Raw genomic sequence first — 25,943 nt, forward strand, 5'->3', positions numbered from 1 at the left:
AACGCCCGGTCCCATTCCGAACCCGGAAGCTAAGCCTGGTAGCGCCGATGGTACTGCAACCGAAGGGTTGTGGGAGAGTAGGACGCCGCCGAACTAAATGTCAGGGTTAGGCCCCGGTTGAGAACGCGAAAGCGGTTCTCCCGGGGTCTATCTCTATGTGGCGTGCTGTGCGGTGCCCGTGACGGAGCGCCATGCGCGCGTGGGGTGCTCCGAACGGCCCCGTAGGATGGTCAGTCGGCCCCCGTAGCGGGTGGCTTGTGAGAACACAAGATTTTTCTATGGCAGGAGGCCAGGTGTCCGAGTTCGGTCGACGTGACTCAGAGGATGATGGGTCCGGCCGGTCGGCTCGCCGCGACCAGGGCTCCCGCGGCAACCGGTCGGACGCGCCCCGGGGAGACCGGCATGGCGCGCGGCAGGACCGCGGCGGGCGTGACGGCGGCTACCAGGGACGCCCCCGGCGGGACGACCGCGGCGCACGCGGTGGTGGGTACCAGGGCCGGCCCTCAGGTGGCGACAACCCCCGTGACCAGCGCGGCGGGTACGCCGGCAACCGCAACGGCGGCCCGCGCGCGGGTTCCGACGACCGCGGCTCGCGCGGCGGCTACGACAACCGCGCCGGCCGGCCGCAGGGCAAGTCGGCGTCCGGGCGTCGCTTTGAGGACCGCGGTTCGAGCGGCTCGGCCGGCGGCTTCCGCAACGACAACCGCTCCGGCGGCGGCTTCCGCGATTCCCGTGGCTCCGGCGCTTCCCGCGACAACCGCGGCGGCTTCCGCGACGACCGGGGCTCCGGCGGTTTCCGCCCCCACCGCGATTCGGGCGACGACCGCGGTTTCCGCGGCGATCGCGACCAGCGCGGCGGCGGTTTCCGCAACGACCGCGACGACCGCAATTCCGGTGGTTTCCGGAGCGACCGTGGCGGTTCCGGCGTCCGTGACGACCGCGGCGGCTCCGGTTACCGGGGCGGCAGCTCGGGTGGTTCCCGCGACGACCGCGGTGGCTACAAGGGCGGCAGCGGCTCGGGCTCGCGTGACGACCGTGGCGGTTCGGGCTTCCGGGGCGGCAACGCCGGTGGATCCCGCGACGACCGGGGTGGCTCCGGCTTCCGCAGTGGCGGTGGCTCGGGCGGTTTCCGCGGCGGCAGCAGTGGCGGCAGCTCGGGCGGGTACCGCAACGACCGCGGCAGCGGTGGCTCCGGCTTCCGCAATGACCGCGGCGGCAGCACTTCCGGCGGCTACCGCGGCGACCGCGATGACCGCGGCGGCTCGGGTGGTTACCGCGGTGACCGGGACAACCGGGGCACCACGGGTGGCTACCGGGGGGACCGCGACGACCGTGGTCCGCGCACCGGTGGGTCGCGTGACGACCGCCGGCCGGGTGGCTTCCAGAGGGATCGTGACGACCGCGGCTTCCGCGGCGGTGGCTCGCGCGACGACCGTGGCGGCTCCGGCTTCCGCAGGGACCGCGACGACCGCGGCGGGTTCCGCAACGACCGCGGCTCGGGCAGCGGCTTCCGCAAGGACGACCGCGGCGGCTACCGGGGCGGTGCCGACCGCCGTGACGATCGGGGCGGCCCGCGCGGTTCCGACCGCCGCGACAACGGCCCGCGCGACACCCGCGGCTCCTTCAACCGCGACGACCGCGGCGGCTTCCGCGACCGCCGTGACTCGGGCGATTCCCGCGGCTTCGACCGTGCCGACACCCGCGCCGCCGACGACGACTTCGACATCACCGACGACGGCTTCGTCGCCGGCGACACGGCCGACCGCGAGGACTTCTCGAAGCCCGGCGACAGCGGCCGCGGCGAGCACTCTGACGTGACCGCCGACGGCGGCGCGGGCGACACCGCACCGCGCGCCGAGCGTTCGGCTGACGGCGACTCCGATCGCGCGGAGCCGGCTTCGCGCGACGCCGCACGGTCGCAGGCCGACGAGTCGGCCGGCGTCGACGGCGAACGGTCCGCTCGGGACGACCGAGACGACGCCGCGCCCCAGGGCCAAGACAACGGTGACCGCGGCAGTCGCGACGACGCTTTGCGTGAAGACCGCGGCCAGGGCAGCAACGGTGGCGCGCAGTCCGCTCACGACGACCGCGAGGGTGACGACTCGGGCGACAGCCGAGACGGTGGCGACGGCACGGCGATCTCGGCGCGCGGCGAGCGGTCTTCTCGCGACGACGCCTCGGGCGACAGCCGGACCGGCGGCGACCGTGGCACCGGCGACGGGCCGTCCTCTCGCGACCACAACGGTGGCGAGCGGTCCGCTCGCGACGACCGTGGTGACCGTGGCAGCGACGAGCGCCCCCGGCGTGACCGTGACGACCGTGGCAGCGACCGTCCCCGTCGTGACTTCCGCGAAGGCCGGGACAGCCGCGACAGGGACAGCCGGGACAACCGCCCCCGCCGGGACGACCGCGACGCGCGCGGGGGTCGCGACTCGCGGCCGCGGCGGGACGAGCGGCCGGTGCGCGGCGGGCGGGCCGGTGCGGAGGCGCTGGACGACGCGGCGCTGGCGAGGGAGCTGCTCGAAGCGCCGGAGCTGCCGGAGGGCATCGAGTACTCCGATCTGGACGAAGAGGTGCGGCGTGAGCTGCGGACGTTGCCGAAGGGGCTGGCCGAGACCGTCGGCAAGCACCTGGTCGCGGCGGGCGGGCTGATCGACGTCGACCCGGAGGCGGCGCTGGAGCACGCGAAGTACGCGAAGCTGAAGGCGTCGCGCGTGCCGATCGTGCGGGAGGCGCTGGGGCTGGCGGCCTACCACGCGGGCAACTGGCAGGAGGCGCTGTCGGAGCTGCGCGCCGTGCGGCGCATGACGCGCAGCGACGAGCACATCGCCATCATCGCCGACTCCGAGCGGGCACTGGGCCGGCCGGAGCGGGCGCTGGACCTGGCGAAGGAGACCGACACGGCGAAGCTGTCGAAGGCGACGCAGGTCGAGCTCGCGATCGTCGCCGCCGGTGCGCGGCGGGACCTCGGGCAGGTGGACGCTTCGGTCGTCTCGCTGCAGGGGCCGGACCTGGTGCCCAGCAAGCGCGACCCGTGGAGCGCGCGCCTGTTCTACGCGTACGCGGACAACCTCGTGGCCGCCGGGCGCAAGGACGAGGCCGTGCGCTGGTTCCTCAACGCGGCGGAAGCCGACAACGAAGACGAGACCGACGCCGCCGAGCGGGCCGCGGAGCTGTCGAATGAGTGACGCGCTCCTCGCGGGCTATGACGCGGTGCTGTTCGACCTGGACGGCACCGTGTACCACGGCTCGCAGGTGATCGAGGGCGCGCCGGAGGCGGTCGGGGCCGTGCGGGAGCACGGCGCGGCCGTTCGGTACGTCACGAACAACGCGTCGAAGGCCCCGGTCGACGTGGTGGCGCATCTCCGGGCACTGGGCCTGGACGCCGTGGTCGACGAGGTGCACACGAGCGCCCAGGCCGCCGCCGCGGTGCTCGGGGAGCGCCTGCCCGCGGGTGCGCGCGTGCTGGTCGTGGGCACGGACTCGCTGGCTGCCGAAGTCGAGGCGGCCGGCCTCGGCAGCGTGCGGAAGGTCGACGACGACGTCGCGGCCGTCGTGCAGGGGCACTCGCCGGAGACCGGGTGGGCCGACCTCGCCGAGGCGGCGCTGGCGATCCGCGCGGGCGCGCTGTGGGTCGCGTGCAACGTCGACGCGACCCTGCCCACCGAGCGGGGCCTGTTGCCGGGCAACGGGTCCATGGTCGCCGCGCTGCGCACGGCCACCGACACCCAACCGGTCGTCGCGGGCAAACCGCAGCCGCTGCTGTTCGAGACGGCCGCGCGGTCGGCCGGCTCGAGCCGGCCGCTGGTCGTGGGCGACCGGCTGGACACCGACATCGCCGGCGCGGTCGCCGCGGGCATGGACGTGCTCGCGGTGCTCTCCGGAGTCGCGACGCCCGCCGGTCTCCTCACCGCGATCCCCGCCGAACGGCCGACGCACCTGGCCGCCGACCTGACCGCGCTCACGCAGCGCGCCGAGGACCTGAAGATCGGTCCCCGGCCGGGTTGGGAGATCGTGAAGGGCGACGTGCTGACCGTCCGCGGCGGCGGTGAAGCCCTCGACCTGCTGCGCGCGCTGTGCCACGCGGCGTGGGCGAGCTGCGTGACCGAGGTCCGCGCCGAAGGCGACGCGGCCGAGGCGGCGCTGACCGGGCTGCGGCTGGCCTGACTGGTAGTTTGAGCTCGTGCACCCGAACGTCCCGCGGCCCGTCCCGGGCCCTCCGCCGGTCCCCGGACCCGGCCCGCAGCAGATCGATCCCCGCGCGGGGATCGAGGAAGCCGTGGCGGGCCTCGACGACCTGAACTCGGTGCCGCTCGCCGAGCACGTCGACCGGTTCGAAGCCGTGCACACCGAGCTCACCGTGGCCCTGTCCAGCATCGACAGGGTCTGACCGGCGTGCCCAAACGGGCCCGCCTCGACGCGGAGCTGGTTCGCCGTGGCCTGGCCCGCTCGCGGGAACAGGCGTCGGCCCTGATCACCGGCGGCAAGGTCTCCGTGCGGGGCATGGTCGCGACCAAACCCGCCACCGGCGTCGAGTCCGACGCGCCCATCGTGGTGAAGGACGAGGACGACCCCGGCTGGGCCTCGCGCGGCGCGCACAAACTCCTGGGCGCGCTGGAGAAGTTCGGTCCCGAAGGCCTCACGGTCGAGGGCCGCCGTTGCCTCGACGCCGGCGCCTCCACCGGCGGGTTCACCGACGTGCTGCTGCGCAACGGCGCCGCGACCGTGATCGCCGCCGACGTGGGCCGCGGCCTGCTCGACTGGCGGCTGCGGACCGACGAACGCGTGGTCGTGCTCGACCGCACGAATGTGCGCAACCTGACGCCGGAGACGCTCGGCGGCCAGGTCGACCTCGTCGTCGGCGACCTGTCCTTCATCTCGCTCAAGCTCGTGCTGCCCGCGCTCGCCGACTGCGCGCGCGAAGGCGCCGACCTCGTGCCCATGGTCAAACCGCAGTTCGAGGTCGGCAAGGACCGCCTCGGCAGCGGCGGCGTGGTCCGCGATCCCGAGCTGCGCGTGCGGTCCGTGGTCGACGTCATCACCGAAGCCGCGAAGCTGGGGCTCGCGCTGCGCGGGGTCGTCGCGAGCCCGCTGCCCGGCCCCTCCGGCAACGTCGAGTACTTCGTGTGGCTGCGGCGACAGGATCTTCGGCGTCAAGATCCCGGCGAACCCGAGGCCGCCGATGGCACTGTGGACGATGTCGAGCGGCTCGTGCGGGCCGCCGTCCAGGAAGGACCCCAGTGACCAGCGAACGTGAAGTGCTTCTCGTGGCGCACCCGGACCGGGACCACACGCGGGAGGCCGCACGCGAGGTGTCCGCGCGGTTCACCAAGGCCGGGATCCGGCTGCGCGTGACCGACGAAGAGGTGCGTCAGCTCATCGACCCCGACGGCTGCATGGAGATGCCGTGCACCGTCGTCGCGCCGCAGGACGACCCCGCGCGCGGAGCGGAGCTCGTGTTCGTGCTCGGAGGTGACGGCACGCTGCTGCGCGCGGCGGAGCTCGCGCGGCCCGCGGGCGTGCCGGTGCTCGGGGTGAACCTGGGCCGCGTCGGCTTCCTGGCCGAGGCCGACTCCGACGCGCTCGCCGACGCCGTGCAGCGCGTGGTCGACCGCGAGTACCAGGTCGAGGAGCGGATGACGATCGACGTCACCGTGACCCACGGCGGCGTCGAGCTCTACCGCACGTGGGCCCTCAACGAGGCCAGCGTGGAGAAGTTCTCCCGCGAACGCGTGCTCGACGCGCTGATCGAGGTCGACGGCCGCCCGGTTTCGTCCTTCGGCTGCGACGGCGTGCTGTGCGCGACGCCGACGGGCTCCACCGCGTACGCCTTCTCCGCCGGCGGCCCGATCATGTGGCCCGACGTGGAGGCGCTGCTCGTGGTGCCCAGCAACGCCCACGCCCTGTTCGCGCGTCCGCTGGTGATCTCGCCCGACTCCGTGATCACCGTCGGGATCGACCCGTCGGGCCCGAGCGCCGTCCTGACCTGCGACGGGCTGCGCAGCTTCGACATGCCGCCGGGCTCGCTCGTGCGCGTCGTCTGCGGCCGCCGGCCGGTGCGGCTCGTGCGGCTGTGGGAAGGCGTGTTCACCGACCGGCTGGTGCACAAGTTCGGCCTCCCGGTGCGCAGCTGGCGCGAACGACGCACGGGCGGCCGCTCGGTCTGACCGGGTGCGGGCGCGCGAGGTGACCCGTGACACGCCCGGGCCGAATCGTCCGCACAGGTGTTCGACCAGGGAAAAGAACGTTTAGCACCGGTCGAGCGCACGGAAGGTCGGTGGGGGCGGCTACCGTAGGCGTCGTGCTGGCCGAGATGCGCATCCAGGGCCTCGGAGTCATCGAGGACGCCCTGCTGGAACTGCACCCGGGTTTCACCGTCGTGACCGGTGAGACGGGCGCCGGGAAGACCATGGTCGTGACCGGGCTGCACCTGCTCTCCGGTGGGCGGGCCGAAGCGTCCAAGGTCCGGAACGGAATGCTCAAGGCCTTCGTCGAGGGCCGCTTCACCCTCGACAAGGCCGACACCGCGAGCCGCATCGTCACCGACGCGGGCGCGGACATCGACGAGGACGGCAGCGTGATCGCGCTGCGCACGGTGGCCGTCGACGGACGGTCGAGAGCCCACCTCGGCGGCCGGTCCGTGCCGGTCGGCGTGCTGGCGGACCTGTCCGAGCAGGTGATCGCCGTGCACGGGCAGAACGACCAGCTGCGGCTGCTGCGCCCGAGCGAGCAGCGCGCGGTGATCGACCGGTTCGCGGGCTCCGACGTCGGCGAGCCGCTCACCGCCTACCGCGAGGTGCGCGAGGAGTGGCTGGCCGTGATCGGCGAGCTCACCGAGCGCTCCACCCGTTCGCGTGAGATGGCGCAGCAGGCCGACCTGCTCAAGCACGGTCTCACCGAGATCGACGCCGTCGCGCCCGAGCCGGGTGAGGACGTGGAGCTCACCGAGCAGATCAAGCGGCTGATGGCCGTCGACGAGCTGCGCGCTTCGGCGACCGAGGCGCACGTCGCGGTCTCGGGTTCGCAGGACGGCGATCCCGACGCGCCCGGTGCGCTCGGCCTCGTCGGCGAAGCCTTGCGCCGCCTGGCCTCGGCCGAGGACGCGGCGCTTCGGGAGCTCGTGCCGCGGCTGGAGGAAGCGTCGATGCTGCTCACCGACGTCGGCGCGGAGCTGGGCGGGTACATCGAGGGCCTCGACGCCGACCCGGCGCTGCTGGAGAAGGTGCTGGCGCGCCAGGCCGACCTGAAGCGGCTCACGCGCAAGTACGCGGCCGACGTCGACGGCGTGCTGGCTTGGGCCGACGACGCCCGCCGCCGGCTCGAGTCGATGGACACCTCCGAGGAGGCGCTCGCCGAGCTGGCCCGCCGCCGCGACGAGCTCGCCGTGCAGCTGGGCGACCACGCCACCGCGGTGTCGGCGGCGCGGGGCAAGGCCGCGGCCGAGCTGGCGTCGGCGATCACCAAGGAGCTCTCCGGTCTGGCGATGGGGCAGGCGGAGCTGGAGATCACCGTCGAGCAGAAGCCCGCCGAGCACGGCGACCGCCAGGCGCTCGCGATCGATGGCCACGCGGTCCACGCCGGCCCGGACGGCATCGACGAGGTCGAGCTGCTCCTGCGCGCCCACAACGGCGCGCCGCCGCTGCCGGTGCACAAGGCCGCCTCCGGCGGTGAGCTCTCCCGCGTGATGCTGGCCATCGAGGTGGTCCTCGCCCACGCCGACACGGTGCAGACGCTGGTGTTCGACGAGGTCGACGCCGGCGTCGGCGGGCGCGCGGCGGTCGAGATCGGCCGCCGGCTCTCCCGGCTCGCGCGCACGCACCAGGTCCTCGTGGTGACCCACCTGCCGCAGGTCGCGGCCTTCGCCGACCAGCACCTGGTGGTGGACAAGGGCACCAGCGGCGGCGTCACGCGAAGCGGTGTGAAGACGCTGAAGCAGCCCGACCGCGTGAAGGAGCTGGCCCGCATGCTCGCCGGCATGGACGGCACCGAGACCGGCCGCGCCCACGCCGAAGAGCTGCTCGCCGTGGCGGAGAAGGACAAGGCCGCCGCCGAGCCGAAACGCAAGCGCGCCAAGAAGGGCTGACCACACTCCATGATCTGGGCCGCGGTGGCCGACGTCGAGGCGGAGCTCGCCCGGGCTCGGCGCGACGGCGATCTCGACCGGTTCCTCGGGCTGCTCGGCGACGAAGAGCTGTTCGTGCCGATGCTCCGGGAAGACGCGGAGAAGCTCGCGGGCGAGCAGGGCTGGTCGTCGGCCAAAGCCTGCTGCCGTGAGCGTTCGCTGCGGTTGTTCACGCGCGGCGCCCTGCCCGACCTCGGCGCCGACGTGGTGTTCCTCAGCGGCGATCTCGACTGGGCCCTGCACGGGGTCGACGCCGACGAGCAGGTGGTGTTCAACGCCGGCACCCTCGGCGAGTGGCGCGTGCCCGGTTCGGCCGTGCTGCCGTGGCTCGACGCGAACCCGCACCGCGTCACGGCGGTCGAGCAGCAGGTCGAGCGGCTCAACACCGCGCGCTACGGGCACTTCGACGGCCCGCTGGCCCACGCGCTCGCCTGCGGCGCCCACCAGGCCGTGCTCACCGCCGAGCCGTGGAACGTGCTCGACGCGCGCTACCACGACTACGTCGCCGAGGTCCGCGGCCTGCGCGACTGGTGGGGCGTGTCCGACGCGGCCGGCTGGCGGGCCGCGATGAACGACCTCGTCGGCCCCGGCTACACGCTCACGCCCGGGAACCTCGTCCTCGTGCTGCGCGCCCGCTACGGCGCGGGGCTCGATCCGTGGTCCTGGGCCGAGCTCGTGGTGCGCTGGTGCGCGGACAACGGCGCACAGGAGCAGGCGCCCGCGCTCACCGACGTGCTGCGCCGCGTCGTGCGGTACGAACAGCGTTTCCGGGCCGACGGGTTGCTGCCACCCTCCGGCGTCGTCGGCACCACGATCGGGTGGGACGTCGCCCGTGCGGTCGCGATGGCGCGCTGGGGTCTGGCGGTGGGTCACTGCGATCCGCTCACGGCCGAGCTGATGGTGCTCGAGGCCGGCGCGGTGGCGCGTCGCTACCACCAGTCATGGGCCGAGCTATCCGCGAGCTACGTCATGGGCCGGGCCCTCGCGCTGGACGAGGAGGAGTTCGGCGAGGAGTACACCTCGGCCGTGCGAGTCCATCACCTGCTGCTTCAAGATCCGGCCAGTCCTTGGCTGAACCTCTCGTTCGCCGCCGCGGAACCCACCATCCAACCCTGAACCGACGCTCACGGCGACACGACTCACCACAATGAGTCACGCCCCCTTCGGCGCGTCGGCGCTCGTCCCACCCACAAATTTGTCACCATCAGCCACATGAAGCTCACCGGTCTGCTCGCGCGAAACCACGAAGCCCTCCCCGGCATCACCGGCGTCGCGCGGGTCGACCGCCGCACCCGGGAGCTGCTGCGCCGCGTCAGCGCCGGCGACGTGGCGGTGCTCGACCAGCTCGACCTCGACCGCGCGACGGCCGACGCGCTGGTGGAGGCCGAGGTCGCCGCCGTGGTGAACGCGTCGCCGTCGATCTCCGGCCGGTTCCCGAACCTGGGTCCGGAAATCCTGCTGGCCGCGGGCATCCCGCTCGTCGACTCGGTCGGCGGTGAGCTGCTGCGCACGGTCAAGGACGGCACGAAGCTGCGCGTGCACGAAGGCGTTGTCTACATCGGGGAACGGCAGATCGCCTCCGGCGACCAGCAGACGCCCGAGAGCGTCGCCGACCAGATGATCGAGGCCAAGGCCGGGATGTCGACGCAGCTGGAGGCGTTCTCGGCCAACACCATCGAGTTCCTCCGGCGCGAGCGCACGCTGATCCTCGACGGGGTCGGCGTGCCCGAGCTGCGGCTGCCGATGCGCGACCGCCACGTGCTGGTGGTCGCGGGCGGCAACGGCCACGCCGAAGACCTCAAGAAGCTCAAGAAGTACATCGGGGAGCACCGGCCGGTGCTCGTCGGCGTCGACGCGGGGGCCGACACGCTGCGCGCGCAGGGCTACACACCCGACGTGATCGTGGGCGACCCGACCGGCATCGGCACCGCGACCCTGCGCAGCGGCGCCGAGGTCGTGGTGCCCGCACAGCCCGACGGCCACGCGCCCGGCGTGCAGCGCATCCAGGACCTGGGCATCGGCGCGGTCACGTTCCCCGCGTCGGGCAACTCCGAGGACCTCGCGCTGCTGCTGGCCGACGCCCACGGCGCGAGCCTCGTCGTCACCGTCGGGTTCCAGGCCACGTTGCGGGAGTTCCTCGACCACGGCCGGTCGGGCTCGAACCCGTCGACGTTCCTCACCCGGCTCAAGCTGGGCACGAAGCTGGTCGACGGCAAGGCCGTCGCGACACTGCACCGCAGCCGGGTGTCCCTGGGCGCCGTCGCGCTGCTCGTCCTCGCCGCCGTCGTCGTGGTGGTCGCCGCGCTGCTGGTCTCCGACGTCGGCTCCGTCTACCTGGACTGGATCCAGCACACCTGGACCACGTTCACGACCTGGGTGAAGGGGCTCTTCACGTGATTTCCCTGCGGTACCACATCGTTTCCATCACCGCGTGCTTCCTCGCGCTGGCCGTCGGCGTGGTTCTGGGCTCCACCGCGCTCAACGGCTCGCTGCTCTCGGGCCTGTCGGACCAGAAGAAGGACCTCGGCACGCAGGTCTCCGACCTCGAGGCGCAGCGCAACGCGCTCAACGCGCGCTTGGCCGACTCCGACGCGTTCGCCGGGTCGATGGGCCCGAAGGTCGTGGCCGGCACGCTCGACAAGCGCACGGTGGTGCTCGTGACCACCGAGGACGCGCGCCCGGCCGACCGCGACGCGATCAAGCAGCTGGTGCAGCAGTCCGGCGCCTCGGTCACGGGGGAGCTGCAGCTCACGGATGCCTTCACCGACCCCGAGAAGGCCGACCAGCTGCGCGACGTCGTCACGCGCCTGCAGCCGGCCGGTTCGCAGTTCCCGACCGCGGGTGACTCGGGCACGCTCGCCGGCGCGCTGCTCGGTTCTGTGCTGCTGCTGGACAAGTCCACGGCGAAGCCGCAGTCCACGGCCGACGAGCTGGCCGCCGCGCTCGGCGGCCTCACCGACGGCGGCTTCGTGAAGCCCAGCCAGGGTGTGCAGCCGGCGCAGCTGGCGATCGTGCTCACCGGCTCGCAGCAGACGGGCGAGGGTGCGGGCGACCGCGCGGCCACCATCGCGCGGTTCGCGACGCAGCTCGACCGTTCCGGCGCGGGCACCGTGCTCGCCGGTGACCCGGGTTCGGCCGACGGCTCCGGCCCGATCGGCGTGGTCCGTGCCGACACCTCCGCGACCTCCATCCTGTCCACTGTGGACAACGTCGACTCCGCCGCCGGCCGCGTCGCGACGCTGCTGGCGCTGCGCGAGCAGCTCGACGGCGGCTCCGGCCGCTACGGCACCGGCGGCAACGCCCAGGCCCCCGCGCCGGGCGTCGGGTCTTCGGCCGGGAACTAGCACCACGCACGTCGGCGGCGGGCCGGGATCTCTTGGAGGGTGAGAGATCCGGACCCGCCGCCGATTTGCGCTCAGCAGGCGCCGTTGTCGGCCCAGACGCCCTGGCTGCCGCCGGGGGTGTCGCCCTGGGTCCACCACTTGGCCGTCCACTGGTGCCCGTTGTAGGACACGGTCGCGCCGCCGCTGTAGGCCTGCGTGGCGCTCCACGCGGCCGGGCAGGCGCCGCCCGGGGACGACGTCGGGCCACCGCCCTCGGCGCAGACTCCGTTGTCGGTCCACACGTTCTGGCTGCCGCCGGGGGTGTCGCCCTGGGTCCACCACTTGGCCGTCCACTGGTGCCCGTTGTACGAGACGACCGCGCCGCCGCTGTAGGCCTGCGTCGCGCTCCACGCCGCAGCCGAGCACGAGCCGCCGCCCGGAGTGGTCGGGGTGGTGGGCGGAGACGTCGGTGTGGTCGGCGTCGTCGGAGTGGTGGGCGTCGTCGGCGGCGTGGTGCCGCAGCCGGCCGTGGAGCCGGCCAGCCCGTTGACGACGTCGTGGAACAGCGTCGCGTTCGGGTCGAGGTCGTAGAGCGAGAACATCATCGCGCCGGCCAGGCCGTTGCAGTGGATGTAGTCGGTGCGGGCCTTGATCGACTGCGCCGACGAGCCACCGTAGAAGTTCGTCCCGTCGTAGAACCACGCCGACTGCGTGGTCGGGTCGTAGAACGTGTCCGCCGGGTTGTCGACGATCCCGCTCAGTTCCTTGTACATCGCGATGCCGGGCACGTTGCCGCTCAGCGTCTTCCCGGCCGAGGGCCCGGACGCCGACTGGTAGAGCCCGTGGTTCGAGCCGGCGGGCACACCCGTCCAGCCGCGGTAGTAGAACGGGATGCCGAGCGTGAGCTTGTTCGCCGGGAAGCCGCCCGGGATGCCGTATGCGGACGAACCCTTCGTGTAAGCCTTGATCACCGAGTCCGTCGTGTACTTCTCGGTGCCCGGCGGGATCGTGCCGGACGGGTCGTTCGGCGAGCCGTAGAGCGGGTCCTGGAAGTTGGTGGGCCCGGTCGCGTCCCACGCGCCGTGCATGTCGTAGGTCATCGCGTCGGCGAAGTCGAGGTAGTCACCGATCTTGTCGGTCTGCAGCTTCGCGATCTTGTCCTGCCCGCCCGGCAGCGCGGCGGAGACGGAGTAGTGCTTGCCACCCAGCGCGTCGAGCTCCGTGCGGAACTCCTTGAGCAGCGCGGTGAAGTTCGCCGTGTCGTTCGCGCTCACGTGGTTGCCGAGGTGACCCGTGGTCGAACCGGGGTACTCCCAGTCGATGTCGAAGCCGTCGAAGATGCCGGCCGCGGTGCCGGGGCCGCCGTAGCCGCCCTGCGAGGGCAGGTTGCCCTTGATGAACATGTCGATGCACGAGCTCACGAACTTCTTGCGCGACGCGTCGGTGGCCGCGACGTCGGAGAAGTACTTCGAGTACGTCCAGCCGCCGAGCGAGAGCACCACCTTGAGGTTCGGGTGGCGCGCCTTGAGCTCCTGCAGCTGGTGGAAGTTGCCGACGATCGGCATGCCGAACGCGTCGGCCGTGCCGTCGACGCTGATGTCCGAGCCGAAGGACTTCTGGTAGTCGGCGAAGGCGTCGCCCGCTCCGTCGCCCGCGTTCGGGTCGTTCTCGCCGGCGGGGTCGGGGTCGCTCGCCTTCGTGGCTTCGAAGCAGGTGAGGTTCGCCGGGTCGATGTTCTCGAAGTCGTAGATCAGGTAATCGAGGTTGCCCGCGAGCGCGTCGACGTTCTTGGGGTAGTAGGCGTTCTGGTAGATGCTCCACTGGTCGTAGTAGGCGACGCGAAGCCCGCCCGACGCCGCGGCCTGCGCGCTCGCCGCCGGAGCGACGGCCGCGCCTTGCGCGGCCGGGCCGGCCAGCGTCGTGAGCCCGCCGACGACCACGGCCGCGGCGGCGGCCGAGAGCCACGCGGCTCTTCTGGATACCTTGTGCTGCATGGGTTCTCCCTCGCACAGGCGAACAGTCCTCCGCGCCCGGGGAGTGCGCGGAGGACCGACGCGACGTGTGGATCACTGCCTGAGCGGTACCGGCCCGTTTGAAGAATGTGAACCAGCGCACAGGGAGAGTCAATACTTTGGACTAGACCAATTTTGAGGTGTGGGCGCTATCGGGTGTTTCGTCCGGAAAAGCCCGCCGAAGGTCGGCGGGTCACTTGAGCGGCGGGTCGAGCGGGAAGCACGTGACGCGTACCGGCCACGTGTCCCCGCCGGCGGGCAGCGGCATCTGCTGCAGCGCCTTCGCCGCGTCGGTGTCGTGGGCCTCCTCGGCGGCCGCGTGGAAGATGTCCGCGGCGATCGACTGGTCCAGCGGGGCGATCTGGGGGTAGGGCCACGACGGCACGCCGTGCAGCGCCGCCGGGATGAGCCGGTCGACGACCTTGCGCAGCGTCGCGCCGTTGTCCGCGCGGTAGCCCCACACGTCCACGCCGAGCGTGTGCCCGACCTCCGCCATCCGGCCCCACGCCGTGAGGTTGAAGTTGACGTAGTGCCACGAGATCGTGCGGGTGAGCTCGAGCGGCTGGTTGCCGTCGGCGTCGAACTGCACCGGGAACCGCTTGTGCAGCGCGTCGGTCACGATCTTGCGCGCCTGGGCCGTCTTGCCGAGGTAGGCGGCGATGGTCGCGTTCTGCATGTCGAGGAACGTGCCGTGGTTGTTGGTCGCGGCCAGCTCCAGCTTCGCCTGCGGGCTGGTCTGCATCCAGGTGAGGTACTGGCCGAGCCACGCGCGGATCGCCGAGCGGTCGTGGCCGGTCCAGCCGGGCGCGCCGGAGTCGAGCAGCGCGAACGCGTCGAGCAGCTGGCTGAACGACTGCGTGGAGTCGATGATCCCCGTACCGCTGATCGTGTTCTTGCACGGCACGATCTGCGAGTAGGTCATGTTCGGGTTCATCCGCGTCGCGGGGTCGAGGAACCACGTGCGGATGTCGAGCGCGGCGCGCTGGGCGTACTTCGCGTCGCCGGTGTAGTACCAGGCCGTGCTGAGGTAGTAGATCGCGTCCCACGCCACCATGCGGTAGGTGTGGTCGGTGATCGCGTCCGCCTCGGGGTTGCGCTCGCCGTCGCGGTTCACGTACGGGCAGCCCTGCGGGTTGTCCGGCGTCTTCGGCTGGCTCGCCCACTGGTAGGGCGCCTGGCTCTGGTAGTCGTGCTTGTCGCCGCTCGGCGGGGTGGTGGGCTTGTCCATCACCGACCACGGGCCGGCGGTCAGCGCCGCGTCGGCCTTGCCCAGCAAGGTCTCGAGCGCCGACCGCTGCGCCGCCGTGGCGTGCCCGCCGCGCAGCTGGGCGCGGATCTGCGCCAGCTTCTTGCCGTCCGTCACGATCGTGTGCGGCACCGGCTGTGCTACCGCCGTGCCGCTCAGCGGGACCACCGCGAGGACCGCGGTGAGCACGGTCGCGCCGAGAACGCGTAACTGCCTTCGCACTGTTTCGCCCTTCGAACTCCCGGGGACGCCAAGGATCCCCACGGCAACCGGGCGGCGGTGCGGCTGTGGCGACGCGAATTCTGCTGGGCGCGCGGTGCCGGTGTCAATCGGGCACCGCGCGCCTCAGAACCCGATGGCTTCGCGCAGCAGCAAGACGGTGCCGCGGCCCGGGAAGGGTTCCGCGTTGAGGACCAGCAACCGGTTGACGGCGCTGGGCCAGCCGTAGGCCGCGAGGGCGCGCTCGCTTTCCAGCGGGAGGCAGTGGTCTTCGACGCGGCGCAGGGCGGCGTCCAGATCGGGTACGACCTTCTGCGCCCCGACGATCCAGATCGCGCGGGCGGCGCCGCCGGAGGACGCGGGCAGCTGGCTGCCGCTGCCGGAGGCGATCACGAGCGAGCCGGTTTCGGTGACCGCGGCGGCGCTGCCCACGAGGAAGTCGGGGCTGGCGCGCAGCCGGCGGATGTCGTCGGCTGCGGTCGCGCGGTCCATGGCCAGCGTTCGGGGCTTGATCGCCTCGTATCGCCCACTGGAGTTGAGGTCGTCGTCGATGCCGGACAACCGCAGCGTTTCGCTGGCCGCGGTGAGTACGCTGGCGCCCTCGGGGATCAGCTCGGTGACGCGGGTGCGGGCCGCGGCGACGTCGTCGAGGACTTCGACGGTGAAGCCGTGCGCGGTCAGCGCGGTGGCCGTGCGCTGCAGGCGCTGCGCGGAAGCCGGGTCGGTGAACGACGGAGCCGAGGTGGTCATGGCGTCTCCTGGTGGTGGTCGAGAGTCTCACCAGCTCGACAACACAGGCCCCCGGAGTGTGAGGCGGCGCGCGGAGCTCACATTCCGCGGCGCTGTCTTGTCGTACTGCTGAAGGCAGCACGAGATCGAGGGAGCCGCCGCCACGATGACCACCCCGTCCGAACCGAGCCTGAGCGCGATCATGAGCGAGCGCCGGCACCTGACCAACCTCGCCTACCGCCTGCTGGGCTCTCTGGCCGAGGCCGAGGACGCCGTGCAGGAGACCTACGCCCGCTGGTACGCGCTGTCGCGGGAGCAGCAGGACGCCGTCGAGTCCCCCGGTGCCTGGCTGACGACGGTCGCCAGCCGCATCTGCCTCAACTTGCTCGGCTCGGCGCGGGCGCGGCGGGAGACCTACGTGGGCGAATGGATCCCCGAGCCGCTGCCCGGACCCGCGGGGTGGCCCGGCCGGGCAGGCGGCGCCGACCCGGCCGACCGGGTCACCCTCGACGAGTCGGTCGGCATGGCCTTCCTCGTGGTGCTCGAGTCGATGACCCCGGCCGAGCGCGTGGCGTTCATCCTGCACGACGTCTTCCGCTACACGTTCGGTGAAGTGGCCGAGATCGTCGGGCGCACCCCGGCGGCCTGCCGGCAGCTGGCTTCCTCGGCGCGCCGCCGCGTCCGCGCGGCGCGGGCACCCGCCAGCCCGGCGGCCCGGCACGCGAGCGTCGTCAGGGACTTCAAGCAGGCGTGGGAAGCGAAGGACATCACCGCCCTGATCGGCCTGCTCGATCCCGGCGCCACGGCGATCGCCGACGGTGGCGGACGCGCCCTGACCTTCCTGCACCCGATCGAAGGCGGCGAGGAGATCGCGCGAGCCTGGATCGAGCTCGCCCACCGCGCGCTCGGGACCACCACGCTGGCCGAACGCACGGTCAACGGCCAGCCCGGGCTCGTGGCCCGGCGGGACGGCGTCACGCAGACGGTGTACGCGTTCGACGTCGTGGCCGACCGGATCAAGCACATCTGGGTGATCCGCAACCCCGAGAAGCTCCGGCCGTGGCTGACGGACTGACGCCCGGCCGGGAGCCGGAGTGCTTCAGCTCTTCTCCCAGACCGACACGTGCTTGGTGCCGGAGGCCGTGAGCTGCGAACGATCCCAGTCCGCCCAGCGGTGCTTCGGCTTCATCCCGGCGAGGCGCGCCATGAGGTCCAGCTCGGCCGGCCAGACGTACCGGAAGGAGATGCGGCGAAACCGCCCCGTTCCGTCCGGTGACACGGTGAGGTGGTTCGACGTGAACTCCTGAGTCACGACGTCGTACTGGTCGAACCCCACGTAGCCGGCGCCTTCGCCCTCGAGCGCCACCGCGAACGGGACGGTGTCCTGCCCGGGCGGCAGGCGGCGCAGATCCGGCAGGCCCACCTCGACGAGGAACAGCCCACCCGGCCGCAGATGCGCGGCCGCGTTCCGGAAGACGTCGACCTGCGCGTCCTGGGCGGTCACGTTGCCGATCGTGTTGAACACCAGGTAGACCAGCGAGAACTCACCGGTCACCCGCGTCGACGTCATGTCGCCGATCGTGACGTCGACGGCGTCGCCGCCCGGCTTGCTCGCGATCCGCGCCGCCATGGCCCGGCTCAGTTCGATGCCGCTCACCCGCACGCCGCGCGCGGCCAGCGGGGCGGCGATCCGCCCGGTCCCGACGGCGAATTCGAGCACGGGGCCGTCGGCGAGATCCTCGAGGACGTCCACCGCGGGGGTCACCACTTCGGGCGCGTTCGCGCCACCCGGATCGTCGTACCCCGCGGCCACGCTCTCCGGAAACCAGCCGTCGGCCGGATCGTCTTGATCGCCCATGGCCGTCGGACGCTACGCCGGCCGTCGCCCGCTTCGCACTCCCATTTCGGGACCGCGGATCCGCAGGGTCTGAGCGGTATGTACCACCGTGGTGCGCTGCGGATCCCGGTCCGTGGACGGACGTGATCTTCGCTACGCCCGTTTTCCTGCGGTAAAGCGGGTTCTCAGCCACTTCATGGCTGCTTCACAGGCAGTGCGGCAAATGTGGTCGCATGATCCACTCCGCACCCGGGTGCCCGGCCGCACGATGACCACGACCGAGACCGCTCCCGCCCCCGCGGCGGCCCCGGCGCGGGCGGCCCACCTGTACCAGCTCGACCTCTACCGCATGATCACCTTCGCCCTGGTGATCTTCATGCACGTGCTGGGGGCCACGACCTTCCCGCAGGACGTGGTGTCCGACGCGATCGAGGCTCCGCTGCACCTCACGCGCGAAGCGTTCTTCGCGCTGACGACGTTCGTGCTCGTGTTCTCCTACCGCTCGCGCCCGCCGCGGCCGATGGCGTTCTGGCGCCGGCGGGTGCCGCTGGTCGCGGTGCCGTACATGGTCTGGTCGGTGCTCTACTGGGGCTACTCGCTGCTCACCGCGGAGCAGCCCGTCGGGTCCGCCGCCGCGGCGCTGCGCGCGCTCGGGATCGAGATCGCGAACGGGACGGCGTGGTACCACCTGTACTTCCTGCTCGTGACGCTGCAGGTGTACCTGCTCTTCCCGGTGCTGATGAAGCTGGTGCGCACGCTGGAACGCCGGCCGTGGCTCGTGCTGGGGATCTCCGGCGCGGTGCAGATCGCGGTCACGTGGTTCCTGAGCTACCCGCCCGAAGGCGTGGAGTACTCGACCGTCACCCGGTTCTTCACCACGCTGCTGCCCTACCAGTTCTACTCGGTCCTCGGCGCCGTCGCGGCCGTGCACTTCGAGGCCGTGCAGGCGTGGGTGCGCCGGCACCGGTGGTTCGTGGCCGGCGGGCTGGTGGTCACCCTCGGCATCGCCGAGACGGGCTACTTCGTCAGTGTCCACAACGGACTGTGGCCGGAGCTGGCGAGCGACGCGTTCCGGCCCTACCTGGTGCCGTGGTGCGTCGCGGCCATCGCGGGCCTGTTCCTCGTGGGCACGCGCTGGGCGGACGCGGGGCGCCCCGGTGGCCGCGTGGTGGCGTGGGCGGTGGACCGGTCGTTCGCCATCTTCCTGACGCACCCGCTCGCCCTGGCCTTGCTGAGTCCCCTGATCGCGTTCGTCGGCGACGGCGTGGGGGCGCCGTGGACGACCGTGGCCGTCTACCCGGCCACGGTGGCGCTGACGCTGGTGCTCGTCGAGGTGCTGCGGCGGCTGCCGTGGAGCAAGGCGCTGACGGGCCGGCCGCCCCTGGAGCTCAAGCGGGCGGCCGCCACAGCCGCCGCTTAGGCAACGGGGCCGCGTACGACCCCGCGCGGCTGGTCGTGAGGCCCAGCGCCACCAGGGACTCCGCCAGGCGCACGGCCGCGGCGACGCCGTCGACCACGGGCACGTCGAGCGCGGCCGAAAGCCGCCGGTCGAGGCCCGTCATCCCGGCGCAGCCGAGCACGAGGACCTCCGCACCGGCGTCGCGGACGCGCCGGGCGGCGGTGAGCATCGCCGACTCGGTGCGGCCCTCGTCGCGCAGCTCCAGTACTCCGAGTCCCGTGCCGACCACGGCCACGCAGTGGTCGGCGAGGCCCGCCGTCCGCAGGCTGTCCTCGATGAGCCCGCACGTGCGGTCGAGTGTGGTCACCACGCCGTAGCGGCGGCCCAGCAGGCAGGCGAAGTGCGCGGCGGCCTCGGTGATGTCGACGACGGGCACGTCGAGCAGCTCCCGCGCGCCTTCGCGGCCGTGCTCGCCGAACCCCGCGAGCACCACGGCGTCGAAGTGCTCTTCCGTGCCGCGCAACAGGTCCAGCACGGCGGCCGCGGACAGGAAGCTGTCGAGCCAGCCCTCCGCCGACTCGGGTCCCCACGCCGGTGTGCGCGCGAAGATCTCCGTGCCGGGACTCGCGGCGGTCCGCGCCCCGGCTTCGATCTCCTTCGTCATCGCCCCGGTCGTGTTGCAGTTGGTCACGAGCAGGCGCATCACGCGGCCCGCTTCGAGCGCATCACGGTGAAGTACAGCAACCCGGCCGTCGCCGTGCCCAGGAACCACGAGTACGGCGCGGCGGGTGCGAAGAACGGCACGAGCGCGACCACGGCCGAAAGCGCGGCGGTGGGCAGGAAGGTGGCCAGCGCGCGGGGGTTCACGCCGTGGCGGTAGTGGTAGGGACTGTCCTTCGTGAACAGTTTCGCGACGTCCACTTCGCGACGCCGGATGAGGTAGTAGTCCACGATCATGATCCCGAACAGCGGCCCGAGGAACGCGCCGAGCCCGCCGAGGAAGTAGTTGACGACCACGGGGGAGGAGTAGAGCTTCCACGGCAGCACGCACAGCGCGGCCACGGCGCTGATCACGCCGCCGACGGTGAACGTGATCCGCTTCGGCCAGATGTTCGCGAGGTCGTAGGCGGGGGAGACGAAGTTGGCGACGATGTTCACGCCCATGGTGGCGATGGCGAACGTGAGGGCGCCGATCACGAGCACCGGGGTGCTGTGGACGCGCGCCAGCAGCTCCGCCGGGTCGGTGATGGCCTCGCCGAACACCTGGAGGCTGCCCGCGGTGACGATCACCGACAGCAGCGCGAACGCCGTCGAGTTGATCGGCAGGCCCCAGAAGTTGCCGCGCCGCACCGTTTTCTGGTCGGGGGCGAAGCGGGAGAAGTCGCAGAAGTTGAGCATGAGCGTGCCGTAGGTGGACAGGATCAGCCCGGCGGCGCCGAACCACTGGCGCACCTGTTCCCCTGTGGACAGTCGAACGGGGCTGCTGGTGAGCGAGATCTGCCAGTGTCCGGCGGCGAGGATCCACACGGCGAGCGCGATCATCACCACCCAGATCAGCGGGCCGCACCAGTCCTGGAACTTGCGCACGGCCTCCATGCCCCGCGTGAGCACGAGCCCCTGGGCCGCCCACAGGGCCACGAAACAGATCCAGCCCAGCGCGTGCAGGCCGAGGAAACCGTGTTCCGTCAACGGTTTCAGCCCCGGTGCGATCGTCAGCACCAGCAGCGTGACGGCAACGCTCGCGAGGTAGGTCTGGATGCCGTACCAGAAGATCGCGATGACCGCGCGGATCAGCGCGGGCAGGTTGGCGCCGAACGTGCCGAAGCTGATGCGCGCGACGACCGGGAACGGCACGCCGGTGCGCTGGCCGATGCGGCCCATCAGGTTCATGCCGACGTAGATGACCACGAACCCGAACAGCAGCGCGGTGAACACCTGCCACGCCGAGAGGCCGAGCACGAAAAGGCCGGCGGCGAACGTGTAGTTGCCGAGGTTGTGCACGTCCGACATCCACAGGGCGAAGATGTCGTAGACCTTCCAGCGCCGGTCTTTCGCCGGGGCGAGGTCTTCGTTCCACAGGCCGGGGTCGTGCGGCGTGGTGGTTTCCTGCGGGGTTCCGGTCAGCGGCGCTGCTGCCATGGGGCCCTCCGGTCGACGTGCCGGGCAGTTTGGTATCCCAAAATTGGTATCCCAAATATGGCTCCGAGATCCGCTTCAGTCAACCCCGCGCCGGTAAACTGCGGTGCGTGACCACCACGGACGATCGGCAGCCGCTCGCGGCGACGCGCCGGCGCGTGCACGAGGAGCTGCGCGAACGGATCCTGGACGGGCGGCTCAAGCCGGGCGACCGGCTCGTGGAGCGGGAGCTCGCCGAGGACCTCGGGGTGTCGCGCGTGCCCGTGCGCGAGGCGATCCGCAGCCTGGAGGCCGAGGGGTTCGTGGTCGTGGAGTCGCCGCGCCGCGTCGTCGTGCGGACGCTCGCGCGCGTGGACGTGGAGGAGCTGTTCGACGTCCGCGAGGCGCTGGAGAGCCTGGCGGCGGGGCTCGCGGCCGCGCGGGCGGGCAAACCCGAGCTGCGCCGCCTTGAACGCCTGCTGGCCGACGCGGCCCGGGCGGCCGCGCGCGATGACGCCGCGCGCACGGCGGTGCTCAACAGCCGGTTCCACGACGAGATCGTCGCCATCGCGGGCAACGGCCTGCTCACCACGCTCATCGAGCCCCTCGAAGGCCGCCTGCGGTGGCTGACCAGCCAGAACGAACACTGGTCCGACCTGCACGAGGAGCACCACGGGCTGGTGGCCGCCATCGCGTCGGGCGACGCGGCGCGGGCGCGGGAGTTCGCCGCTGAGCACGTGCGCGTGAACCGCCGCGTCACGCTGGAAGCCCTCTTCGGCTGACGCGCGTGAGGTGAGGCCACCCCGACTTCAAAGGTGACGCACGCCCCCGGACCAACCCGGCGAGGTCCGCACGGCGCGACGGCCGGCGGCGGCACACGCGGAAGCCGGCCGGTCCCTCGGCCGACGCTCCCACGGTGGTCGTCGAGCCCTGCGCGGGAGCCCCGCGCTCGTCCTGCGCCCTCGTGCGGCCGCGCGCCGTGGCCTACGCCCGGCCAAGCTTGGGCCGCAGCCCACCAGCGAGATCGCGCCGGCTTCCGGATCGGGCAGTCCGATCGGCCCCGGCCGATCCGGAAGCCCGATCCGGAAGCCGGCTCAAGGGCGATCTCGCACGCCCTGCCGAAGGCGGGGCCGAAAGCACAGCCGAAGACGCAGCGGCTACTGGCCTGAGCCGAGCATCCCGGTCCACGTCTCGACGAACGCCGGGAACGTTTTCCCCACCGTGGCGGGGTTTTCGACGAAGATGCCGGGCACGCGCAGGCCCAGCACGGCCGCGGCCATGACGAGGCGGTGGTCGTCGTAGGTGTGGAAGACGCCGCCGTGCAGCGGGGCCGGTGTGATGCGCAGGCCGTCGTCCGTTTCGGACACGTCGGCGCCCAGCGCGGACAGCTCCGTGGCCAGCGCGGTGATCCGGTCGGTTTCGTGGCCGCGCAGGTGCGCGACGCCGCTGATCACCGACGGGCCGTCGGCGAAGCACAGCAGCGCGGCGACGACCGGGGTCAGCTCGCCGACCTCGTGCAGGTCGAGCTCGACCCCGGGGATGCGGGAGCCGCCGGTGACGGCGAGGCCGTCCTCGTCGAGCCGGACCGACGCCCCGAGAGCCGGCAGGAACCCGCGCAGCCAGTCGCCCGGCTGGGTCGTGGTGCTCGGCCAGCCCGCGACGCGCACGGTGCCGCCCGCGGCCACGGCGGCGGCCACGAAGGGCGCGGCCGTCGAGAGGTCCGGCTCGACGACGTACTCGGGACACGACAGCTTCGCGGGCGCGACGTGGAACTCCGCGCCTTCGCGCTCCACGGTCGCGCCGAAGCGGTGCAGCATGTCGAGCGTCATCGCGATGTGCGGCTCGCTCGGCGGCGCGTCGCCGACCAGGCGCACGGTCACGCCGCGGTCGAAGGCCGGGCCGGCCAGCAGCAGCGCGGAGAGGAACTGGCTCGACGCCGACGAGTCGAGGTCGACCGTGCCGCCGCGCACCCCGCCGTCGCCGTGGACGGTGAAGGGCGGGGCACCGCGGCCGTCGTCGTCGATGCGCACGCCGAGGCGGCGCAGCGCGGCCAGCAGCGGGCCGATCGGGCGGCGGCGGATGGCCTCGTCGCCGTCGAAGAGCACGGGGGAGTCGCCGAGCGCGGCGAGCGCGGGCGTGAAGCGGGCGACGGTGCCGGCGTTGCCGAGCGTGACCTCGACCGGCTCGCCGTGGCTGCTGCCGCCGGCGCCGAGGGGGTGGACGAGGAACCCGTCGGCGGTCTCCTCCGACCGGGCGCCCAGCGAGGCCAGCGCGCCGAGCATGAGCCGCGTGTCGCGCGAGTCGAGCGGCACGCGCACGCGCGTGGGTGCGCCGGCCAGGGCGGCCAGCACGTAGGCGCGGTTCGTGATCGACTTCGAGCCAGGGACGCGCACCCGCGCGTCGAGTGCCGCCGCCGCGACCGGCGCGGCCCAGTGGTTTTCGTGCGCATCCGTCACGCACCGAAGCCTAGCGTGGTGCTCCCCGTCATCCCCGCCGCGCCGGAATCGGGCGTGAACGCGCGGATCGGCGTGCGTGCGATATGCTGGCGGCCCGTGGGACATCAGTCGCGGGCTACCAAGTTTGTCTTTGTCACCGGAGGCGTCGCCTCCTCTCTCGGTAAGGGTTTGACGGCCTCGAGCCTCGGCCAGCTCCTTACCGCACGCGGGCTTCGCGTCACGATGCAGAAGCTCGACCCCTACCTCAACGTCGACCCCGGGACGATGAACCCGTTCCAGCACGGTGAGGTGTTCGTCACCGACGACGGTGCGGAGACGGACCTCGACATCGGGCACTACGAGCGGTTCCTCGACCGGGACCTCGACGGCAAGGCCAACGTCACGACCGGCCAGGTCTACTCCGAGGTCATCGCCAAGGAACGCCGCGGCGAGTACCTCGGTGACACGGTGCAGGTCATCCCGCACATCACGGACGAGATCAAGTCGCGCATCACCGCCGCGGCCGGTCCGGACGAGCACGGGAACACTCCGGACGTGGTCATCACCGAGGTCGGCGGCACGGTCGGCGACATCGAGTCGCTGCCGTTCCTCGAGGCGTGCCGCCAGGTGCGCCACGACGTCGGGCGGGACCACTGCTTCTTCCTGCACGTGTCGCTCGTGCCCTACCTCGCGCCGTCGGGTGAGCTCAAGACCAAGCCGACCCAGCACTCCGTGGCCGCGCTGCGCAACATCGGCATCCAGCCCGACGCGCTGGTCTGCCGGGCCGACCGGGAGATCCCCGAGGACCTCAAGCGCAAGATCGGCCTGATGTGCGACGTCGACTCGGAGGCGGTCATCGCCTGCCCGGACGCGCGCTCGATCTACGACATCCCCAAGGTGCTGCACGGCGAGGCGCTCGACGCCTACGTGGTGCGCCGCCTGGGGCTGCCGTTCCGCGACGTCGACTGGACGGTGTGGGGCGACCTGCTCAACCGGGTGCACAACCCGAGCGAGACGGTGCGGATCGCCGTGGTGGGCAAGTACATCGACCTGCCCGACGCGTACCTGTCGGTGACCGAGGCCCTGCGCGCGGGCGGGTTCGCCCACCGCGCCAAGGTCGAGATCGTGTGGGTCGCCTCGGACGACGCGCAGACCGCGTCGGGCGCCGCGTCGGTGCTGTCCGATGTGGACGGCGTGCTGATCCCCGGCGGGTTCGGCATCCGCGGGATCGAGGGCAAGGTCGGCGCGATCGAGTACGCCCGCACGCGCGGCGTGCCGCTGCTGGGCCTGTGCCTGGGCCTGCAGTGCATGGTCATCGAGGGCGCGCGCCACCTGGCCGGCATCAAGGACGCGAACTCGGCCGAGTTCGACGAGGACACCACGCACCCGGTGATCTCGACGATGGCCGACCAGCGCGACGTCGTCGCCGGCGAACGCGACATGGGCGGCACGATGCGCCTCGGCGCGTACCCGGCGAAGCTCAAGCCGGGCTCGCAGGTCGCGAAGGCCTACGGCACCACCGAGGTGTCCGAGCGCCACCGCCACCGCTACGAGGTCAACAACGCCTACCGCAAGCAGCTTTCCGACGCCGGGCTCGTCTTCTCCGGCACCTCGCCCGACGACCGCCTGGTCGAGTTCGTGGAGCTGCCGGCCGACGTGCACCCGTTCTTCGTCGGCACGCAGGCGCACCCGGAGCTCAAGAGCCGCCCGACGCGGCCGCACCCGCTCTTCAGCGCGTTCGTGAAGGCCGTGGTGGACCGCAAGGTCGCCGAGCGGCTGCCGGTGGAGCTCGCCGAAGCGCCCGTGGCGGCCCGGTGACCGAGCCCGGCACGCACGAGTTCACCGTCGCCGGCACCCAGGTCGTCCACATCGGACGCGTCGTCGGCCTCCGGGTCGACGACGTGGTGATGCCCGGCGGCGGGACCGCGAAGCGCGAGGTCGTGGAGCACCTCGGTGCCGTCGCGATTCTCACGCTCGACGCCGAGGACGCGGTCACGCTCGTCCACCAGTACCGGCACCCGCTCGGGCACCGGCTGTGGGAGCTGCCGGCCGGCTTGATCGACAAGCCGGGGGAGGACCCCGTCGACGCGGCCAAGCGCGAGCTCGTGGAAGAGGTCGGGCTGGCGGCGGACGAGTGGTCGACGCTCGTCGACGTGGCCGCCTCGCCCGGGTTCACCGACGAGGTGGTGCGCGTGTTCCTCGCGCGTGGTCTGTCCGAAGTGGACCGTGAGGTGCTCGGCGAGGAAGAAGCCGACCTCGTGGTGAAGAAGTTCCCCCTCGCCGAGGCCGTCGCCATGGCGCTCTCGGGCGAGCTGGTGAACGGCGCGACCGTCTCGGGCGTGCTGGCCGCCCACGCGGTGCTCACCGGCGCGGCGAAGGCCCGTCCGGCCGACGCGCCGTGGCGGGACCGGCCCACCCGTTTCGCCCGGCGCCGAGCGGAAGGCTGATCTGCCCGTCCGTGCCCGCCGCGCGTCGGCGGGCACGGACGGCCCGGCGGCCTAGAGTG

Annotated in this window: 21 protein-coding genes and 1 rRNA gene; 15 read left to right on the top strand and 7 right to left on the bottom strand. The window is 72.3% G+C overall.

What is annotated here, in order from left to right; translation table 11 throughout:
• The 10 genes from rrf to AB0K15_RS33460 form a co-directional block, all read left to right on the top strand.
• Nucleotides 1-94: ribosomal RNA gene (rrf, locus tag AB0K15_RS33415) — 5S ribosomal RNA — on the top strand; the annotation flags it as partial.
• Nucleotides 95-293: 199 nt separating this feature from the next.
• The gene (locus AB0K15_RS33420) at nt 294-3,188 is read left to right on the top strand and encodes a hypothetical protein (protein ID WP_364059583.1); all 2,895 of its coding nucleotides are present in this window, start codon (nt 294-296) and stop codon (nt 3,186-3,188) included.
• A complete protein-coding gene (locus tag AB0K15_RS33425) occupies nt 3,181-4,167 on the top strand; it encodes an HAD-IIA family hydrolase (RefSeq protein WP_364059586.1) in 987 nt (328 codons plus the stop codon). The genes AB0K15_RS33420 and AB0K15_RS33425 overlap by 8 nt, the downstream gene beginning before the upstream one ends.
• A 16-nt stretch (nt 4,168-4,183) precedes the next feature.
• Nucleotides 4,184-4,390, top strand: coding sequence for a hypothetical protein (locus AB0K15_RS33430; RefSeq protein WP_360598311.1), 207 nt, complete (start codon nt 4,184-4,186; stop codon nt 4,388-4,390).
• A gap of 5 nt (nt 4,391-4,395) precedes the next feature.
• Nucleotides 4,396-5,244: a TlyA family RNA methyltransferase gene (locus AB0K15_RS33435; RefSeq protein ID WP_364059589.1), complete on the top strand. Its 849-nt coding sequence runs from the start codon at nt 4,396-4,398 to the stop codon at nt 5,242-5,244.
• A complete protein-coding gene (locus AB0K15_RS33440; protein WP_364059592.1) occupies nt 5,241-6,167 on the top strand; it encodes an NAD kinase in 927 nt (308 codons plus the stop codon). The genes AB0K15_RS33435 and AB0K15_RS33440 overlap by 4 nt, the downstream gene beginning before the upstream one ends.
• Nucleotides 6,168-6,301: 134 nt before the next feature.
• Nucleotides 6,302-8,083: a DNA repair protein RecN gene (recN, locus tag AB0K15_RS33445; protein WP_364059595.1), complete on the top strand. Its 1,782-nt coding sequence runs from the start codon at nt 6,302-6,304 to the stop codon at nt 8,081-8,083.
• 9 nt (nt 8,084-8,092) lie between these two features.
• A complete protein-coding gene (locus tag AB0K15_RS33450) occupies nt 8,093-9,238 on the top strand; it encodes a DUF1266 domain-containing protein (RefSeq protein WP_364059598.1) in 1,146 nt (381 codons plus the stop codon).
• A gap of 96 nt (nt 9,239-9,334) precedes the next feature.
• The gene (steA, locus tag AB0K15_RS33455; protein ID WP_364059600.1) at nt 9,335-10,519 is read left to right on the top strand and encodes a putative cytokinetic ring protein SteA; all 1,185 of its coding nucleotides are present in this window, start codon (nt 9,335-9,337) and stop codon (nt 10,517-10,519) included.
• The gene (locus tag AB0K15_RS33460; RefSeq protein WP_364059602.1) at nt 10,516-11,466 is read left to right on the top strand and encodes a copper transporter; all 951 of its coding nucleotides are present in this window, start codon (nt 10,516-10,518) and stop codon (nt 11,464-11,466) included. The genes steA and AB0K15_RS33460 overlap by 4 nt, the downstream gene beginning before the upstream one ends.
• Before the next feature lie 71 nt (nt 11,467-11,537).
• On the opposite strand, the gene AB0K15_RS33465 is transcribed toward AB0K15_RS33460, so the two are convergent.
• From AB0K15_RS33465 to AB0K15_RS33475, 3 genes are all read right to left on the bottom strand, one after another.
• Entirely contained in the window at nt 11,538-13,439 is a 1,902-nt protein-coding gene (locus tag AB0K15_RS33465) for a glycosyl hydrolase family 18 protein (RefSeq protein ID WP_364059604.1), read from the bottom strand.
• 211 nt (nt 13,440-13,650) lie between these two features.
• Nucleotides 13,651-14,925: an alginate lyase family protein gene (locus AB0K15_RS33470; protein ID WP_364059606.1), complete on the bottom strand. Its 1,275-nt coding sequence runs from the start codon at nt 14,923-14,925 to the stop codon at nt 13,651-13,653.
• Between the two features lie 123 nt (nt 14,926-15,048).
• Nucleotides 15,049-15,672, bottom strand: a complete 624-nt coding sequence (locus AB0K15_RS33475) for an LUD domain-containing protein (protein ID WP_364059608.1) — start codon at nt 15,670-15,672, stop codon at nt 15,049-15,051.
• 145 nt (nt 15,673-15,817) lie between these two features.
• On the opposite strand from AB0K15_RS33475, the gene sigJ reads away from it, so the two are divergent.
• A complete protein-coding gene (sigJ, locus tag AB0K15_RS33480) occupies nt 15,818-16,726 on the top strand; it encodes an RNA polymerase sigma factor SigJ (protein WP_364059610.1) in 909 nt (302 codons plus the stop codon).
• 24 nt (nt 16,727-16,750) lie between these two features.
• On the opposite strand, the gene AB0K15_RS33485 is transcribed toward sigJ, so the two are convergent.
• A complete protein-coding gene (locus AB0K15_RS33485; RefSeq protein ID WP_364059612.1) occupies nt 16,751-17,509 on the bottom strand; it encodes a class I SAM-dependent methyltransferase in 759 nt (252 codons plus the stop codon).
• 247 nt (nt 17,510-17,756) lie between these two features.
• Between AB0K15_RS33485 and AB0K15_RS33490 the strand changes: the two genes are divergently transcribed.
• Complete coding sequence (locus tag AB0K15_RS33490) at nt 17,757-18,908, top strand: acyltransferase (protein ID WP_364059614.1); 1,152 nt, start codon at nt 17,757-17,759, stop codon at nt 18,906-18,908.
• On the opposite strand, the gene AB0K15_RS33495 is transcribed toward AB0K15_RS33490, so the two are convergent.
• Both AB0K15_RS33495 and AB0K15_RS33500 read right to left on the bottom strand, forming a co-directional pair.
• On the bottom strand, nt 18,877-19,590 hold the full coding sequence (locus AB0K15_RS33495) for an aspartate/glutamate racemase family protein (RefSeq protein ID WP_364059617.1): 714 nt from the start codon (nt 19,588-19,590) through the stop codon (nt 18,877-18,879). The genes AB0K15_RS33490 and AB0K15_RS33495 overlap by 32 nt on opposite strands.
• Nucleotides 19,590-21,026 (bottom strand): NCS1 family nucleobase:cation symporter-1, encoded by a 1,437-nt coding sequence (locus AB0K15_RS33500; protein WP_364059620.1) that lies wholly within the window; start codon nt 21,024-21,026, stop codon nt 19,590-19,592. Before AB0K15_RS33500 ends, AB0K15_RS33495 begins: the two co-directional genes overlap by 1 nt.
• Before the next feature lie 107 nt (nt 21,027-21,133).
• Here AB0K15_RS33500 and AB0K15_RS33505 point away from each other — a divergent pair, with 107 nt between their 5' ends.
• Nucleotides 21,134-21,784 carry a GntR family transcriptional regulator gene (locus tag AB0K15_RS33505; RefSeq protein ID WP_364059623.1) on the top strand — a complete coding sequence of 217 codons (651 nt, stop codon included), beginning with the start codon at nt 21,134-21,136 and terminating at the stop codon, nt 21,782-21,784.
• Nucleotides 21,785-22,159: 375 nt separating this feature from the next.
• On the opposite strand, the gene aroA is transcribed toward AB0K15_RS33505, so the two are convergent.
• Nucleotides 22,160-23,458 carry a 3-phosphoshikimate 1-carboxyvinyltransferase gene (aroA, locus tag AB0K15_RS33510; RefSeq protein WP_364059626.1) on the bottom strand — a complete coding sequence of 433 codons (1,299 nt, stop codon included), beginning with the start codon at nt 23,456-23,458 and terminating at the stop codon, nt 22,160-22,162.
• Nucleotides 23,459-23,554: 96 nt separating this feature from the next.
• Here aroA and AB0K15_RS33515 point away from each other — a divergent pair, with 96 nt between their 5' ends.
• A complete protein-coding gene (locus tag AB0K15_RS33515) occupies nt 23,555-25,255 on the top strand; it encodes a CTP synthase (RefSeq protein ID WP_364059629.1) in 1,701 nt (566 codons plus the stop codon).
• The gene (locus AB0K15_RS33520) at nt 25,252-25,884 is read left to right on the top strand and encodes an NUDIX hydrolase (protein WP_364059632.1); all 633 of its coding nucleotides are present in this window, start codon (nt 25,252-25,254) and stop codon (nt 25,882-25,884) included. Before AB0K15_RS33515 ends, AB0K15_RS33520 begins: the two co-directional genes overlap by 4 nt.
• Nucleotides 25,885-25,943 lie beyond the last annotated feature (59 nt).

Source organism: Amycolatopsis sp. NPDC049253 (genome assembly GCF_040678995.1).
Taxonomy (GTDB): domain Bacteria; phylum Actinomycetota; class Actinomycetes; order Mycobacteriales; family Pseudonocardiaceae; genus Amycolatopsis.